This is a genomic window from Cereibacter sp. Soil_C_27, assembly GCF_057657095.1.
Genome location: NZ_JBDGJD010000002.1, coordinates 680019 through 696310 on the forward strand (window position 1 = coordinate 680019; position 16292 = coordinate 696310).

Here is a 16292-nt window from a genome sequence, read left to right on the forward strand (position 1 = left end):
ATCGGAGTTCGCCGCAGGAGAGGGGAGAAAGGCAGGCCCGGAGTCAAAAAAAACGCCGGCACGAAGCCGGCGTTAAGTTATTGAGGCAGGTTTCATACAGGCAAGAAACCTATCGAGCAGTGGGTCTGTTATACGCCTATCTCCGCCGGGGGCCAAGTTAAAAGTTTGAAATGGCTAACAACCAGCCTTAGGTTCGGCCTTCTGAAAACGTGCTGCGGGGGGATAGTTGCCAGAATGAAACGGATTTTGTGGAGGGGTATCCGCTGCACCGCAACTCTGGTGATGCTTGCCGCAGCGTCTCTACCCGCGCAAGCAGAGCGGAGCCATGGCATAGCTATGTATGGGGAGCCCGCGCTCCCCCCTGATTTTGTGGCGCTTCCCTATGCGAATCCGGAGGCGCCGAAGGGCGGACGGATCGTTCTGGGCGAATCCGGGGGATTCGATTCGCTCAATCCTTACATCGTCAAGGGCCGTGCCCCGGTCGGGCTGGGGCTCGGCTCCACGCCGCTCACCGTCGAGACCCTGATGGCCCGGTCCCTGGACGAACCTTTCACGCTTTACGGGCTGTTGGCCGAATCGATCGAGACCGATTCCGAGCGGAGTTTCGTGGAATTCACCCTGCGCGAAGAGGCCCGATTCTCGGACGGGAGCCCGGTGACGGTGGAGGATGTGTTGTGGTCTTTCGAGATGCTCGGCACCGAGGGCATGCCGCGCTATCGCGTGGCCTGGACCAAGATCGCCAAGTCCGAGATTACCGGGCCGCGTTCGGTGCGCTTCACCTTCAACGTGAACGACCGCGAGCTGCCGCTGGTGCTGGGGCTGCGGCCGATCCTGAAGAAGGCGCAGTGGGAAGGGAAGGACTTCACCGCCTCGACGCTGGAGGCGCCGATCGGGTCGGGGCCCTATGTGGTGGACGGCTTCGAGCCGGGGCGTTTCATCAGCTATCGGCGCGATCCGGACTGGTGGGGCAAGGACCTGCCGATCAACCGTGGCCTGCACAACTTCGACGAGGTGCGCTACGACTATTTCGGCGATGCGGGCGTGGTGTTCGAGGCGTTCAAGTCGGGCGCGCTGAGCAGCTACCGCGAGACCAATGCCGCGAAATGGGCGGTGAACTACGCTTTCCCGGCGGTGCAGTCGGGCGACGTGGTGCTGGCCGAGATCCCGCATGGTCGGCCCTCGGGGATGGAGGGGCTGGTGTTCAACACCCGCCGCCCGATGTTCGCCGACTGGCGGGTGCGCGAGGCGCTGATCCAGGCGTTCAATTTTGAGCTGATCAACCGGACGCTGACCGGCGGGGCGCAGCCGCGGATCAGCTCGTATTTTTCGAATTCGGCGCTGGGTTTCGCGCCCGGCGAGCCTGCCGAGGGCGCGGTGAAGGCGCTGCTGGACCCCTATGCCGGGGAGCTGCTGCCGGGGGCGCTGGAGGGCTATGCCCTGCCCGTCTCGGACGGGTCGGAGGCCAACCGCAGGAACATGCGGGTGGCGATGAAGCTGCTCGGGGACGCCGGCTGGTCGGTGGAGAACGGCGTGTTGCAGAAGGACGGCCAGCCCTTCCGCTTCGAGATCCTGCTGGCGCAGGGGGCGGGGGAGATGATCTCGGTCGCGAGCATCTATGTCGAGGCGCTGAAGCGGCTGGGGATCGAGGCGCGGATCACCACGGTGGATTCGGCGCAGCTGAAGCAGCGGACTGATGCGCAGGATTTCGACATGATGCATTTCATCCGCGCAATGAGCCTGAGCCCGGGGGCGGAGCAGACGCTGTACTGGGCGGCGGCGGGCAAGGACCAGCCGGGCTCGCGCAACCTGATGGGGATGGAGAGCCCGGCGGCGGAGGCGATGATCGCGGAGATCCTCGGCTCGACGGAGGTTGCGGATTTCACCGCGGCGACACAGGCACTCGATCGTGTCCTGACCACGGGTAGATATGTGATTCCGATGTGGTATTCTCGGGTTTCACGGCTGGCGCACGGCAAACACCTGCATTACCCCACGCGCCTGCCGATCTATGGGGACTGGCCGGGGTTCCAGCCGGATGTCTGGTGGTTCGAGGATTGAGAGCGAGACGATGAAAAAACTGATGGTGATCGCGGTTCTGGCCGCGCTTGCGGGATGCAACACGGTGGCGGGTGTCGGTCAGGACATCACCGGCGGGGCGGAACGGGTCGGCGGCTGGATCGGGCCGGGATACTGACCCTGAAGGGCGGAGGCCGCGGCCAGACCGGCCGCGGCGCCGTCATTCGGCGACCAGCACGCGGGGCGCCTTCGCCTCGAGCTCGGCCACGCGGAGGTTGAGCGAGGCGAGCTCCGCCTCGCGGGCGGCGAGGCGTTCGGCCAGCACTTCTGGCGGCGGGGCCTCGGGCTCGGCCTCCTTCTTGCCGACGAGGCCGCCGAAGGCCCAGGCGAGGCCCTTCGACAGATCGTCCATGATCAGGAAGAAGGATGGCACGATCACCAGGCTGAGCACGGTGGAGACGATGATGCCGCCGATCACCGCCGTCGCCATCGGCGCGCGGAACGACCCGCCCTCGCCCACGCCGAGCGCCGAGGGCAGCATGCCTGCCGACATGGCGATGGAGGTCATGACGATGGGACGGGCGCGCTTGTGCCCGGCCTCCATCACCGCCTCGAACCGCGCCATGCCTCGGGCGCGCATCTCGACTGCGAAATCGACGAGCAGGATGGCGTTCTTCGTGACGATGCCCATCAGCATCAGGATGCCGATCAGCACCGGCATGGAGAGGGCGGAATCGGTGAGGATCAGCGCCGCGGCCACGCCGCCGATGGCGAGAGGCAGCGAGAAGAGGATGGTGAAGGGCTGGATCACCGAGCGGAAGAGGAGGATCAGCACGGTCAGCACCAGCATCAGGCCGAGCACCATGGCGCGGCCGAAGCTGGCGGTGAGTTCGTTCTGGATCTCGGCATCGCCGGATTCGGAGACCCGGACCGAGGGCGGCAGGTCGACGCTGTCGGTGATCTCCTTGAAGCGGGCCGAGGCGGTGCCGAGGGCGACGCCGACGGGCAGGTTGGCGCCGATGGTGGCGCGGCGCTCGCGGTTCAGCCGGTCGACCATGCTGGGGCCCTCGGCGATGACGATGTCGGCCACGGTGGAGAGTGGCACGGTGGCGCCGCTGGCGGTGGTGATGCGCAGCGCCGAGAGGCGGCTGAGGTCGGCGCGGGCGGCGTCATTCAGCCGGACCCGCACCGGCACCAGCCGGTCGTCGATCGAGAGCTTGGCCAGAGCCGCATCGATGTCGCCGATGGTGGCGACGCGGACGATCTCGGCAATCTGACGGGTGGTGATGCCGAGCCGCGCGGCTTCGGTGGCGCGCGGGGTGATCTGCAGCTCGGGGCGCGGCAGCGCGCCTTCGGAGGCCACGTCGGACAGGAGCGGATCGCCGCGCAGCGCGCCTTCCAATTGCGCCACGGCGCGGTTCAGATCAGCCTCGTTGCTCGACAGGATCGAGAAGGAGAGGTCGCGCTCGCCCCGGTCGTTCAGCTTGAAGGCGCGGATGTCGGGGATGCCGGCGGCAAGGCCGAAGATCTCGGCCTCGATCTGGTTCTGCGGGCGGGTGCGGCCCTCGGGCGTGAGGCCCGGCAGCACCGGACCGACCAGCGGCAGGCGGCTCGCCAGATCGGAGAGGCGGAAGAGCAACCGGTGATCGAGCTTGTCGAGCAGCACCGTCACGCTGGCACGGCGCACGTCGAGATCGCCGGTCGGTGACGAGCCGCCGAGCACGAAGATGTCCTTCACCCCGTCCACGTCGCGGATCGCGTCGACCAGCGCCTGCGTGCTGCGGTCGGTTTCCTCCAGCGTGGAGCCGGGGGCAAGTTCGACGCTGATCGGGATGCGGCTGACATCCTCGGGCGGGATGAAGCTGCCCGGCACGCGCAGCATGAAGAAGACCGAGACGGCGAGCACGCCGATGGCGCCCAGGAGCGTGAGATAGCGGAAGCGCATGGTGGCGCTGACCACGGCAAGATAGCCGCGCATGATCGGGCCGTCGTGCTGCTCCTTCTCGTCGGCGTCCTTGGTGCGCATGAGATAGGCCGACATCATCGGCGTGATGAGCCGCGCCACAAGCAGCGAGAACAGCACGGCGATGGCCACCGTGAGGCCGAATTGTCGGAAGTATTGCCCCGGGATTCCGGGCATGAAGGAGACCGGCACGAAGACCGCCACGATGGTCAGCGAGGTGGCGATGACGGCCATGCCGATCTCGTCCGCGGCCTCGATGGCGGCACGGTAGGGCGACTTGCCCATGCGGATGTGGCGGGCGATGTTCTCGATCTCGACGATGGCGTCATCGACGAGGATGCCGGTGGCGAGGGTGATCGCGAGGAAGCTGACGAGGTTGAGCGAGAAGCCCAAGAGATCCATCACCCAGAAGGTCGGCACCGCCGAGAGCGGCAGGGCGACGGCGGCGATCAGCGTGGCGCGCCAGTTCTTGAGGAAGAGGAACACCACGAGCACGGCGAGGATCGAGCCTTCGAGCAGCGTGTGCAGCGCGGCCTCGTAATTGCCGTAGGTGTAATAGACCGTGTCATCGACCAGCGTGACCGTCACCTGCGGGTGATCGGCGCGCAATCCTTCCAGCGTGCCGTTCACCACTTCGGCCACCGAGACCTCGGAGGCACCCTTGGCGCGGAAGACGGCGAAGGTCACGACGGGCTCGCCGTTGAAGCGCGAGAAGGAGCGGAGTTCCTCGTAGGTGTCGGAGATCTCGCCGAGGTCCGACAGGCGGACGTGGCGGCCCGAGGGCAGCGCGATGGTGGTCTGGGCCAGACGCTCCACCGTGCGGGCGTCGCCCAGGGTGCGGATCGCCTGTTCGCCCGCCCCGAGTTCGGAGCGCCCTGCCCCGAGATTGGCATTGGTGGCGCGGATCTGCGCATTGACCGCGGGCGCGGTGATGCCGAAGCTGTCGAGCTTCACCGGATCGAGGTCGATGCGGATCTCGCGCTCGGCGCCGCCGTAGCGGTCCACCCGGCCGATGCCGGGCTTGCCCTGCAGGGCGCGGGTGATGGTGTCATCGACGAACCAGCTCAGCTCCTCGAGGCTCATCGAGGGGGCGGTGACGGCGAAGGTCATGATCGCCTGACCCTCGACATCGATGCGGGTGACGATGGGCGCCTCGATATCGCCGGGCAGGTCGCCGCGGATCTGGTCGATGGCGTCCTTCACATCCTGCACCGCCTTCTCGGTCGGCACCTCCATGCGGAATTCGACCGCGGTGGTGGAGATGCCGTCGGTGACGGTGGAGATGATGTTCTTGACGCCGGTGATGCCCGCCACGGCATCCTCGATCTCTTTGGTGACCTGCGTCTCCATCTCGGCAGGGGCGGCGCCGGATTGGGCGACGCGGACGGCGACCAGTGGCACGTCGATGTTGGGAAAGCGGGTGATGGGCAGGGCGTTGAAGGACAACCATCCCAGCACCATCAGCATGAGGAAGCCGAGGAGCGGCGCGATGGGGTTGCGGATCGACCAGGCCGAGAAGTTCATGGCGCGGCCCTCAGTTGGTGGCTTCGGCGGGGACCGGATTGATCCGGTCGCCGTCGCGCACGAAGGCGGCGGATTTGGTCACCACCTGATCGCCCTGGGCCAGACCCTCGGTGATCTCGACGAAACCCGCGTCGCGGATGCCGGTGACGACCGCGACGCGGGCAACCTCGCCGCCTGTCACGCGCATCACGGTGCTGCCCTCGGCGCCGGAGCCGACGGCGGTGACCGGGACGGCCAGCGTCTCGCGTTCGGCCAGCAGGATCTCGGCATCGACGAACATGCCGAGCCTCACCCCCTCGGGCCGGTCGATGGCGATGCGGGCGCGGCCGAGGCGGGTGGTGGTGTCGATGGCGGGCTCCACGAGGCGGATGCTGCCGGTCAGGGGCTCGCCGCCGCCGACAGTGGCCATGCGGACCGCCTGCCCCGGCTTCAGCCGCATCAGGTCGCGCTCGGCCACGTCGGCGCGCAGTTCCAGCGCCGCGTCGCGCATCAGCGCGAACATCGCGCTGCCGGTGGCGCTGGCGATGGCGCCGACCTGGGCGTTGCGCTCGACGATCTCGCCGGCGACGGGGGCCACGACATTGGTGCGGGCGAGCTGCAATTCGACGTTCTCGAGCTGCGCCTCGACCAGCGCCACCTGCGCGCGGGCGGCCTCCAGCGTCTGGGTGGCGACCATGACGCGGGCATTGGCGCTGATCGCCGCGGCCTGCGCGGTGTCGGCAGCGGCCTGCGAGGCGGCGCCCTGGGCGCGGAGCTGCGAGGTGCGTTGCGTGACGCGCTGGGCCTCGTCGGCACTGGAGCGGGCCTCCAGCACCTGTGCTTCGGCCTGGGCGATGGTCGCCTTGGCCGAGGCGAGCGAGGCGTTGAACTGGCTGCGCTGCAGCTCCAGCGTGGAGAGCGAGAGGCGGGCGAGCACCTGGCCTTGGGTCACCATGTCGCCGATGTCGGCTTCCAGCGTCTCGATCGGCTGGCCTTCGATCAGCGGCTGGACCTGCACCATCTCCACCGCCTCGACGAGACCCGAGGCGATGACCCGCTCGCGCATGAGGCGGGGGGTGACGGTGGAGACCGAGATGGCCGGCAGGGTCTGGGCCACTGCGGCGGGGGCCTCGGTCTGGGCGAAGGCGGCGGAGCCGAGAAGCAGGGAGAGGAAAACAGAAGCGCTCGTTACCCGCATGGGCTCAACCTTTCGCATCGGACCGGGCGACCTCGTCGAGGGTCGCATTGATTGTACGCAGAACCATCGCCGTCAGTTCATCCGCGCCGGTGCGACGTTCTGGCGCCTGATGCGCGCGGGCGGAGACCAGCAGGACGATGAAGGCGGCATGGGCGGCAAAGCGGCGTTCCGTCTCGGCCATCGGCAGGCCGGTGGCGTGGGAGAAGACGGCGAGCAGGTAGCGGCGGATCTCGCTTTCCATCCGTCCGCAGGCGGCGCCGATCTCGGGGCGGCGCTGGGCGATGGCGGTGATCTCGGCCCAGAGCGGGCTGTCCTCCTTGCAGAGCTTCACCTCGATCCGCTCGCGCAGCACGCAGCGCAGCATCTGCATCGGGTCGGGCGAGGTGATGATGCGGGCGAAATCCTGCCCCACCGCGTCGAGATCGCGGGCGACGATCGCCTCGACGATGGCGGCCTTGGAGGGGAAGTAGCGGTAGAAGTTGCCCACGCTCATCCCCGCGGCCCGCGCCAGATCCTGCATCGAGGCGCCATCGAAGCCCTTTTCGGCAAAGCTGCTGCGCACCGCGTCGAGGATCTCGGCGCTTCTGGGATGGGGGGCGAGCATCGTGTCGGTCATCGGCATCTTCCGGGAGGGCCGCCGCAATTACGGCGGGAGGGGAATGAACGTTCATTCATCCAGACAGCATATCGCGTCGGCGGTCAAGATGCGGTCGCTGTCCCACCCCCTGCCTCTGCGCCTCGGGAGATAGGCCGGAGCGGAGCGTGACAAGGGTCCGGGGTGCAGAGACTGCATAAAACCCCGTGCAGCGATGCACAGCCCCCCTTGCGGCTCCGAACCTTGCATCGCTGGGGGGAGAGGCGTAGCAGACGTCTCGTGTGTTCCGTCCGCCTTGGCTGCCGCCCCTTCGGGGCCTTGCGCCGCATGGGCTTTCGCCCCGTCCCTTCCCCTCGCCGCGCCGAAGGAGCCGCCGCATGGTCCGTCTCGACATCTTCTCCGATCCGATCTGCCCCTGGTGCTACATCGGCAAGGCGCTGCTCGACCGCGCGCTGGAATCGCGCCCCGACCATCCCTTCGCGGTCGAATGGCACCCGTTCCAGCTGAACCCCGAGATGCCGCGCGAGGGCATGGACCGCCGCGCCTATCTGGAGCGGGTCTTCGGCAGCAAGACCAAGGCGGTCGAGGCGCATGTGGAACTGGCGAAGATGGCCGGCGAGGCCGGGGTCGAGATGGATTTCGCGCGCATCGAGCGCACGCCGAACACGCTCGACGCGCATCGGCTGATCCATTGGGCCGGGCTCGAGGGGCGGCAGGGCGCGGTGGTGGCGGCGCTGTTCCGCGGCTATTTCCGCGAGGGGCTCGACATCGGCGACGCGCAGGTGCTGACCGAGATCGCGGCGCAGGCCGGGATGGACCGGGCGGTGACCGCGCGGCTGCTCGCCACCGACAACGACCGCGACGATCTGGCGGCGCGCGATGCCGATGCGCGGTCCAAGGGGGTGACGGCGGTGCCGACCTTCCTCGTCGACCGGCAATATGTGCTGTCGGGCGCCCAATCCGTTTCCCTCTGGCAGCAGGTGATCGACGAGATCGCCGCCGCCTCCCGTTCCTGAAAGACATAAGATGCCCACCCAACGCCTTTCGCAGGCCGAGTTCATCGCGATGATCGCGATGCTCTTCGCCACCATCGCCTTCTCCATCGACGCGATGCTGCCCGCCCTGCCCGAGATCGTGCGCGAGCTGACGCCCGACGCGCCGAACCACGCGCAGCTGATCATCACCAGCTTCGTCTTGGGCATGGGGCTCGGCACCTTCTTCGCCGGGCCGCTGTCCGACACCTTCGGCCGCAAGTCGGTGATCGTCGCCGGGGCGGGGCTCTACTGCGTCGCCGCCGTCGCCGCCTATTTCGCGCAGTCGCTGGAAGTGCTGCTGCTGTGCCGCGTGGTGCAGGGGCTGGGCGCCGCCGGACCGCGCATCGTGTCGCTCGCCATGGTGCGCGACCTCTACCGCGGGCGCGAGATGGCGCGGGTGGTCAGCTTCGCCATGATGATCTTCACGCTGGTGCCCGCGGTGGCGCCGCTGATCGGCACCTTCATCATCGCCGGGCTCGGCTGGCGCGGCATCTTCCTCGCCTTCGTGCTGTTCTCGGTGGTCTCGATCGTCTGGATGATGCTGCGGCAGGGCGAGACCCTGCCCGCCGAGGCACGCCGGCCGCTGGAGGCGGCGCGGCTGAAGGCGGCGTTCCGCGAGGTGCTGTCGCACCGGCTGATCGTCACCACCACCGTGGTGCAGACGCTGGTGCTTGCCTGCCTGTTCGGCACGATCTCCTCGACGCAGCAGATCTTCGACGTGACCTTCGACAAGAGCGCGAGCTTTCCGTTCTGGTTCGCGGCCATCGCGCTGATGGCGGGCTCGGCCAGCCTGATCAACGCCGCGGTCGTGGTGCGGCTGGGGATGCGCTTTCTCATCACGGTGACGCTCTGCATGCAGATCGTCATGGCGCTGGTCATGGCGGGGATGACGGGCTTCGATCTGTGGCCGGCGTCGCTGGCCTTCCCGGCCTATGTCATCTGGACGACGAGCGTGTTCTTCATGGCCGGGCTGACGCTGGGCAACCTGAACGCGCTGGCGCTGGAGCCGGTAGGGCATATCGCCGGAATGGCGGCCTCGGTGACCGGCGCGATCTCCACCGTCTTCGCGGTGGCGCTGGCGGCGCCGCTGGGGCTGGCCTTCAACGGCACGCCGGTGCCGCTGGCGACGGGGGTCATGGTGCTGGCGATGATCGCGCTGGGGCTGATGCTGTCGATCCCGCGCCGGTGAGGCGCCCGGCCTGACCGGGCGCGCTGCCCCCGGTCAGGCTTTCGGGCTCGGATCGCGCTGATCTTTGCCGCCAAGGCGGCGAAGGGCGGCGTGATCCGCCGCTGCATCAGTTGGGTCGATCGCGAGGTGGGGCGGGACCGTTTCCTGTTCGAGGTGCGCAGGCGCGGCTTCCACCTGCTGATGGCGGGCGACCAGTTCGTCATCGTCTGCGATCCGCGCCCGGTGCAGATCCTGTTCTGAGGATTTTCTGCGAAAATCCTCTCACCCGTGTTTTCTGCGAAAACACGAACTCCGATCTTTCGCAGAAAGATCGTCCCTTGAAGTCTTCGCAGAAGACTTCACCTTCGGGCGCAAGGCGACCACGACCTGCCGCGTTCAGGCATTGCGCCGCCCCGCCCGCCTTCTAAAAGGAAGGCTGTTCCGCTCCCCTCCGATGAGGCCCCCATGACCGACGCGCTTGTGATCTTCACCCCCTCCGGCAAGCGGGGGCGCTTCCCGCTCGGCACGCCGGTGCTGACGGCGGCGCGGCAGCTGGGCGTCGATCTCGACTCGGTCTGCGGCGGCCGCGGCATCTGCTCGAAATGTCAGGTCTCTCCCGGCGTGGGCGAGTTTCCCAAGCATGGCGTGACGGTGGACGCCGATGCGCTCTCGCCCTGGAACGCGGTGGAGGAGCGCTACAGGACGAAGCGTGGCATGCTCGACGGGCGGCGGCTCGGCTGTCAGGCGCAGGTGCAGGGCGATGTGGTGATCGACGTGCCGCCGGAGAGCCAGGTGCACAAGCAGGTGATCCGCAAATCCGCGACCCAGCGCGACATCGTCATGGACCCGGCGACCCGCGCGCTCTTCGTCGAGGTGGCCGAGCCAGACATGGAGGAACCCTCCGGCGATTTCGAGCGGCTGTCGCAGGCGCTCGGCGAGCAATGGGGCATCACGGATGTGCGGGCCGATCTGGCGCTCTTGCGCCGCCTGCAGCCCGCGCTGCGCAAGGGCGAGTGGAAGGTGACCGTCGCCGTCCACCGCGGCAACCACGATGCCGCGCCGCAGCTCCTGGACATCTGGCCCGGGTTCCACGAGGGCGGGCTCTACGGCCTGGCGATCGACCTCGGCTCCACCACCATCGCCGCCCATCTCTGCGATCTTAGCGACGGGCGGGTGCTCGCCTCCTCGGGGGTGATGAACCCGCAGATCCGCTTTGGCGAGGATCTGATGAGCCGCGTCAGCTACGCCATGATGAACCCCGGCGGCGATGTCGAGATGACCGCCGCCGTCCGCGCCGCGCTGAACACGCTGGCTTCCGAGATCGCCAAGGAAGCGGGCATCGACCCCCAGTCGATCTACGAGGCGGTCTTCGTCTGCAATCCGGTGATGCACCACCTCCTCCTTGGCATCGACCCGGTGGAGCTGGGTCAGGCGCCCTTCGCGCTGGCGACCTCCGGCAGCATGAGCCTTGCCGCCCGGGATCTCGCGTTGACAGCCGTCAACCCCTCGGCGCAGGTCTATATCCTGCCCTGCATTGCCGGCCATGTCGGCGCCGATTGCGCGGCGGTGGCGCTGTCGGAAGAGCCGGGCAAGTCGAAGGACATGGTGCTGATCGTCGATGTCGGCACCAACGCCGAACTGCTGCTCGGCAACGAGACCCGGGTGCTCGCCTGTTCCTCGCCCACCGGCCCGGCCTTCGAGGGGGCGCAGATCTCCTCCGGCCAGCGCGCCGCGCCGGGCGCCATCGAGCGGGTGGAGATCGATCCGGTGACCAAGGAGCCGCGCTTCCGCGTCATCGGGTCCGATCTCTGGTCCGACGATCCGGGCTTTGCCGAGGCGACGAAGGCCGTGGGCATCAGCGGCATCTGCGGCTCGGGCATCATCGAGGCGGTGGCGGAGCTGCGGCTGGCCGGGCTGGTCGATGCTGGCGGCCTGCTCGGCTCGGCGGAACAGACAGGGACGGCGCGCATGCTGCCCTCGGGGCGGACGCATTCCTACCTGCTGCATGACGCCAGCGCCGAGGGCGGGCCGCGGATCATGGTCACGCAGGGCGACATTCGCGCGATCCAGCTGGCGAAATCGGCACTCTATGCCGGGGCGCGGCTGCTGATGGACGAGATGGGCATCGACAAGGTCGAGAAGGTCGTGCTGGCCGGGGCCTTCGGCGCGCATATCAGCCCGAAACACGCGATGGTGCTGGGGATGATCCCGGATGTGCCGCTCGACCATGTGATCTCTGCCGGCAATGCGGCGGGCACCGGGGCGCGGATCGCGCTGGCCAGCGTCGCCGCCCGCGATGCGATCGAGGCCACCGTGCACGAGATCCACAAGGTCGAGACCGCCATCGAGCCGCGCTTCCAGGAGCATTTCGTCAATGCCAACGCGATCCCGCATGCGGTCGACGCCTTCCCCGAGCTGCACAAGATCGTCACCCTGCCCGAGGTGAGCTTCAACACTGGCGGCGGCGGCGGTGCCGGGGCGCGGCGGCGCAGATCGTGATCGGCCGAGGGCAGGTGACGGCTTGTCATCCGCCCTCCAATCCCCGATCAAGGGGGCAGGCTCCACAGGCACCGGGATGGGCATGACAGACGATCCGCTGGCCCCGCTCATGTCGCGCATCGCCGCCCAGGACCGCGCCGCCTTTCGCGCGCTCTATTCTGCGGCCTCGGCGAAACTCTTCGGCACGCTGCTGCGTATCCTCGGAAACAGGAGCGAAGCGGAGGATGCGCTGCAGGAGGTCTTTACCCGTGTCTGGCTGAAAGCCGCCCGCTTCGATCCGGAGCGGGGCCGGGCGATGACATGGCTGATCGCCATCGCCCGCAACCACGCGATCGACCGGCTGCGCGCCCGCCCCGACCGCGAGGACGGCGAGGAGACCGAGCAGCTTGCCGATGAGCGGCCGGGCGTCGAGGCGGGGCTGATCGCACGCGGCGAGGCGCGGCGCGTTGTGGAATGCCTCGAAACGCTGGAGCCCGACCGGGCCGAGGCGGTGCGCGGGGCCTATCTCGGCGGGCTGTCCTATCAGCAGCTTGCCAGCCGCTTCGACGTGCCGCTGAATACCATGCGCACATGGCTGCGCCGCAGCCTGCTGCGGCTGAAGGATTGTCTGGACGGATGAGCGACGCACGGGATCAGGAGCGGGACGAGGGCGAGGCGCTGGCGGCGGAATACGTTCTGGGCACGCTGGAGCTTGCCGAGCGCCAGCGTGCCGAGGCGCTGATCCGCTCCGACGCGGGTTTCGCCGCCCGCGTTGCCCATTGGGAGCAGCATTTCGCGCCGCTGAACGACGCCTACCCCGAGGTGCCCGCGCCCGACCTGCTGCCGGTGATCGAGGCGCGGCTCTTCGGTCTGCCCGCGCCGCGGCGGCGCTTCACCTTCCTGCGCTTCCTCGGCGGCGCCGGGGTGGCGGCGGCGCTGGCGCTGGCGGTCTTCATGGCGGTCGAGCCGCGACCGGCGGCCCCTGCCCTCACCGCGACGCTCAGCGCCACGGCGGAGCCGCTGACCTTCGCCGCCTCCTATGATGCGGCAACCGAGGAGCTGACCGTCACCCACACCGCCGGACCGAACCCCGGGGCGGACAGCAGCTATGAGCTCTGGGTGATCGTCGGCACCGGGGCTCCGGCCTCGCTCGGCCTGATCGACGCGCAGACCGTGACGCGCAGCCTGCCCGCGCTTACGCCCGGCGCGACGCTGGCGGTCAGCCGCGAGCCCCTTGGCGGCTCGCCCGACGGCGCGCCGACCGAAGTTCTGGTCTCGGGCGTGGTCACGGCCTCGTAACGAAAGCGTGAGGCGCGGCGCGGGGTGAAACTTCGCGCCGAAAGGCTCCGTAGCTCCGTCGTGAGGCAGGGAATGGCCCTGCCAGCCACCGGAGGAACCCCATGACCAACGCATTCCGTTTCGCATCCCTGACCGCCGCCGCCGCGCTCTTCGCCGGGGCGGCCTTCGCCGCAAACCCGATGGTCGGCGGCGCCGAAATGTTCGAGGACAAGAACATCGTCGAGAACGCGGCCAATTCCGCCGATCACACCACGCTGGTCGCCGCTGTCACGGCCGCCGGTCTGGCCGAGACCCTCTCGGGCGCTGGCCCCTTCACCGTCTTCGCGCCGACGAACGAAGCCTTCGCCAAGCTGCCGGCCGGCACGGTGGACAACCTGCTGCTGCCCGAGAACAAGGAAATGCTGACCAAGATCCTCACCTGCCATGTGGTCGCCGCCGATGCGATGTCGGATGCGATCACCAAGATGGTGGCCGACGATGGCGGCAAGCACACCGTCACGACGGTCGGCGGCTGCGAATACACCGCCATGACCAAGGACGGCATGGTGATGCTGGAAGACGGTCAGGGCAATGTGGCTACGGTGACCATCGCCGATGTGAAGCAGTCGAACGGCGTGATCCATGTGATCGACACGGTCCTGCTTCCCGCGATGTGAGGCCCATCCCTCGGGCCCACCGGCCGGAGCGCGCGGGCAGGCGGTCACACCTGCCCCGCGTTCCGCAACCGCTCGATCCGGCCTATCAGTCCCCTGGCCGGTGACAGAAGGGGGCCGTGCCTCTCGCGCGGCCCCCGTGCAAGTCTCCCGGCGAATTTCTCGGCGTCTCCCCGCTTGACGAAGCCCGTCCGCTGGCTTAGGTCAGTCGCTGTCGCGGGTGTAGCTCAATGGTAGAGCAGCAGCTTCCCAAGCTGAATACGAGGGTTCGATTCCCTTCACCCGCTCCATCCCCCTCCCTTCCCCCCGCCTCGCCGACGCGCTACGCAAGGCCCGACGTAACGGAAGGAATCTCCCCATGTCTGATATCACCCGCATCGGCACCGGCCCCCGCATGAGCGAGGCCGTCGTCTACAATGGCATCGTCTATCTGGCCGGTCAGGTCGGCAATCCGGGCGAGAGCGTCGCCGATCAGACCCGCACCTGTCTCGCCGAGGTTGACCGCATCCTCGCCGAGGCGGGCACCGACAAGACCCGCATCCTCTCGACGCAGATCTGGCTGGCCGATATCTCGACCTTCGCCGAGATGAACGCCGTCTGGGACGAATGGGTGCCGCAGGGCCACACCCCCGCCCGCGCGACCGGCGAGTCGAAGCTGGCGGCGCCGGAATACAAAGTCGAGGTGATCGTGGTCGCGGCTGTCTGACGGAGCGCTGGCGGAGAGGCCGGGGGGCTGTCTGCCCCCCGGACCCCCCGAGGATATTTATGGACAGAAAATGGGGGGCGTCAGCTCGTCAGGAACTCAACCAGTTGGCGGGTTGAGCCGTCCTTGCCCTCGGCGCTCTCCTTGCCCTCGAGGATCGGCTGCAGCGCCACGGCCAGCTCCTTGCCCAGCTCCACACCCCATTGGTCGTAGGAGTTGATGCCGAGGATCACGCCCTCCACGAAGACCCGGTGCTCGTAGAGCGCGATGATCTGGCCCAGCACATGCGGCGTCAGCTGCGGATAGGCCAGCGTGGTCGAGGGCCGGTTGCCCGGGAAGACGCGGTGGCGGGCCTGACGCTCCAGCTCGGCGCCGGTGAGCCCCTTCTTCGCCATGATCGCCGTAGCTTCTTCCAGCGAGCGGCCGCGCAGCAGAGCCTCGGATTGGGCGAGGCAGTTGGCCACCAGCAAGAGGTGCTGATGCGCGAGGTCGGGCTCGTGCCCCTCGCGCGCCACGAGGAATTCGCAGGGCACGGTGCGGGTGCCCTGATGGATCAGCTGGTAGAAAGCGTGCTGGCCGTTGGTGCCGGGCTCGCCCCAGACCACCGGACCGGAGTTCAGCGCAAGATCGCTGCCGTCCATCGCCACGCGCTTGCCGTTGCTCTCCATCTCCAGCTGCTGGAGATAGGCGGGCAGACGGCTGAGCCGCTGGTCATAGGGCAGCACGGCGCGGGTGGCATGGCCGCAGATCTGGTTGTGCCAGATCCCGACCAGCGCCAAGAGCACCGGCAGGTTCTGCGCAAACGGAGCCTCGCGGAAATGCGCATCCATCGCCGCGCCGCCGGCGAGGAAACCGTCGAAGGCCTCGGGGCCCACGCCGAGCATCAGCGCAAGCCCGATCGGCCCCCACATCGAGTAGCGCCCGCCGACCCAATCTTCGAAACCGAAGACCCGCGACGCATCGATGCCGAAGGCGGCGGTCTTGTCGGCGGCGGTGGAGACGGCGGCGAATTGCGCGGCGGGATCGGAGACCTTCTCCGCCATCCAGCGCCGCGCGGTCTCGGCATTGGTCATGGTCTCGATGGTGGTGAAGGTCTTGGAGGCGACGATCACCAGCGTGGTTTCCGGGTTCAGCCCGCGCAACGTGTCATGGATATGCGCGCCATCGACGTTCGAGACGAAATGGCAGCGCGGCCCGTCGGCATAGGGCTGCAGCGCCAGCCAGGCCATCGCCGGGCCGAGGTCGGAGCCGCCGATGCCGATGTTCACCACATCGGTGATCGCCCCGCCCTGCCCGGCAAAGTGGCCCACGCGCACGTCGCGCACGAAGCCCTGCATCCGTGCGTGGGTCTCGCGCAGCGCGGGGGTCACGTCCTTGCCGTCGACCATCACCGGGCGGTCCATGTTGCGCAGCGCGGTGTGCAGCACGGCGCGGCCCTCGGTCTCGTTGATCTTCGCGCCGGAGAACATCGCCTCGCGCTTTTCGGCGAGACCCGCGGCCTCGGCCAGATCGATCAGCAGGCCGCGCGCCTCGGCGTCGATGTTGGTCTTGGAATAGTCGAAGAGCATCCCGCCCAGCCGGGCGGAAAACCCGGCGGCGCGCTCCGCGTCGAACAGGGAGAGGATCGGGCGAGACTTGACGCCGTCGTGATGCGCCGAAAGCGCCGTCCAGATTTGCTGCAT

General features: G+C 68.2%; 14 protein-coding genes and 1 tRNA gene. 11 read left to right on the forward strand and 4 right to left on the reverse strand.

The window, feature by feature from the left end; all coding sequences use genetic code 11:
* The first annotated feature begins 282 nt into the window (after positions 1 to 282).
* Both AC3A5Z_RS10245 and AC3A5Z_RS10250 read left to right on the forward strand, forming a co-directional pair.
* The gene (locus tag AC3A5Z_RS10245) at positions 283 to 2058 is read left to right on the forward strand and encodes an extracellular solute-binding protein (protein WP_487519603.1); all 1776 of its coding nucleotides are present in this window, start codon (positions 283 to 285) and stop codon (positions 2056 to 2058) included.
* Between the two features lie 10 nt (positions 2059 to 2068).
* Positions 2069 to 2194, forward strand: a complete 126-nt coding sequence (locus AC3A5Z_RS10250) for an entericidin (RefSeq protein WP_487519249.1) — start codon at positions 2069 to 2071, stop codon at positions 2192 to 2194.
* A 42-nt stretch (positions 2195 to 2236) separates the two neighbouring features.
* Here AC3A5Z_RS10250 and AC3A5Z_RS10255 read toward each other — a convergent pair whose 3' ends face one another.
* Genes AC3A5Z_RS10255 through AC3A5Z_RS10265 form a run of 3 tightly spaced genes read right to left on the reverse strand, consistent with a single transcriptional unit; the run spans position 2237 to position 7296 of the window.
* Positions 2237 to 5503, reverse strand: coding sequence for an efflux RND transporter permease subunit (locus AC3A5Z_RS10255; RefSeq protein WP_487519250.1), 3267 nt, complete (start codon positions 5501 to 5503; stop codon positions 2237 to 2239).
* 10 nt (positions 5504 to 5513) lie between these two features.
* Complete coding sequence (locus AC3A5Z_RS10260) at positions 5514 to 6680, reverse strand: efflux RND transporter periplasmic adaptor subunit (RefSeq protein ID WP_487519251.1); 1167 nt, start codon at positions 6678 to 6680, stop codon at positions 5514 to 5516.
* Positions 6681 to 6684: 4 nt separating this feature from the next.
* Positions 6685 to 7296 (reverse strand): TetR/AcrR family transcriptional regulator, encoded by a 612-nt coding sequence (locus AC3A5Z_RS10265; RefSeq protein ID WP_487519252.1) that lies wholly within the window; start codon positions 7294 to 7296, stop codon positions 6685 to 6687.
* A gap of 356 nt (positions 7297 to 7652) precedes the next feature.
* Between AC3A5Z_RS10265 and AC3A5Z_RS10270 the strand changes: the two genes are divergently transcribed.
* The 9 genes from AC3A5Z_RS10270 to AC3A5Z_RS10310 all read left to right on the forward strand — a co-directional run bounded on the left by AC3A5Z_RS10270 (position 7653) and on the right by AC3A5Z_RS10310 (position 14613).
* Positions 7653 to 8291, forward strand: coding sequence for a DsbA family oxidoreductase (locus AC3A5Z_RS10270; protein ID WP_487519253.1), 639 nt, complete (start codon positions 7653 to 7655; stop codon positions 8289 to 8291).
* Positions 8292 to 8301: 10 nt separating this feature from the next.
* Positions 8302 to 9498 (forward strand): multidrug effflux MFS transporter, encoded by a 1197-nt coding sequence (locus AC3A5Z_RS10275; protein ID WP_111467270.1) that lies wholly within the window; start codon positions 8302 to 8304, stop codon positions 9496 to 9498.
* A gap of 90 nt (positions 9499 to 9588) precedes the next feature.
* The gene (locus AC3A5Z_RS10280) at positions 9589 to 9738 is read left to right on the forward strand and encodes a hypothetical protein (protein WP_487519254.1); all 150 of its coding nucleotides are present in this window, start codon (positions 9589 to 9591) and stop codon (positions 9736 to 9738) included.
* 204 nt (positions 9739 to 9942) lie between these two features.
* Complete coding sequence (locus AC3A5Z_RS10285) at positions 9943 to 11976, forward strand: ASKHA domain-containing protein (RefSeq protein WP_487519255.1); 2034 nt, start codon at positions 9943 to 9945, stop codon at positions 11974 to 11976.
* Between the two features lie 82 nt (positions 11977 to 12058).
* On the forward strand, positions 12059 to 12595 hold the full coding sequence (locus AC3A5Z_RS10290) for a sigma-70 family RNA polymerase sigma factor (protein ID WP_107663286.1): 537 nt from the start codon (positions 12059 to 12061) through the stop codon (positions 12593 to 12595).
* Positions 12592 to 13254 (forward strand): anti-sigma factor, encoded by a 663-nt coding sequence (locus AC3A5Z_RS10295; protein ID WP_487519256.1) that lies wholly within the window; start codon positions 12592 to 12594, stop codon positions 13252 to 13254. The genes AC3A5Z_RS10290 and AC3A5Z_RS10295 overlap by 4 nt, the downstream gene beginning before the upstream one ends.
* A 101-nt stretch (positions 13255 to 13355) precedes the next feature.
* A complete protein-coding gene (locus AC3A5Z_RS10300) occupies positions 13356 to 13910 on the forward strand; it encodes a fasciclin domain-containing protein (protein ID WP_487519257.1) in 555 nt (184 codons plus the stop codon).
* 213 nt (positions 13911 to 14123) lie between these two features.
* Positions 14124 to 14197, forward strand: a tRNA-Gly gene (locus AC3A5Z_RS10305).
* 68 nt (positions 14198 to 14265) lie between these two features.
* Positions 14266 to 14613 (forward strand): RidA family protein, encoded by a 348-nt coding sequence (locus AC3A5Z_RS10310; protein WP_487519258.1) that lies wholly within the window; start codon positions 14266 to 14268, stop codon positions 14611 to 14613.
* An 80-nt stretch (positions 14614 to 14693) separates the two neighbouring features.
* On the opposite strand, the gene pgi is transcribed toward AC3A5Z_RS10310, so the two are convergent.
* Positions 14694 to 16292 (reverse strand): glucose-6-phosphate isomerase, encoded by a 1599-nt coding sequence (gene pgi / locus AC3A5Z_RS10315; RefSeq protein ID WP_487519259.1) that lies wholly within the window; start codon positions 16290 to 16292, stop codon positions 14694 to 14696.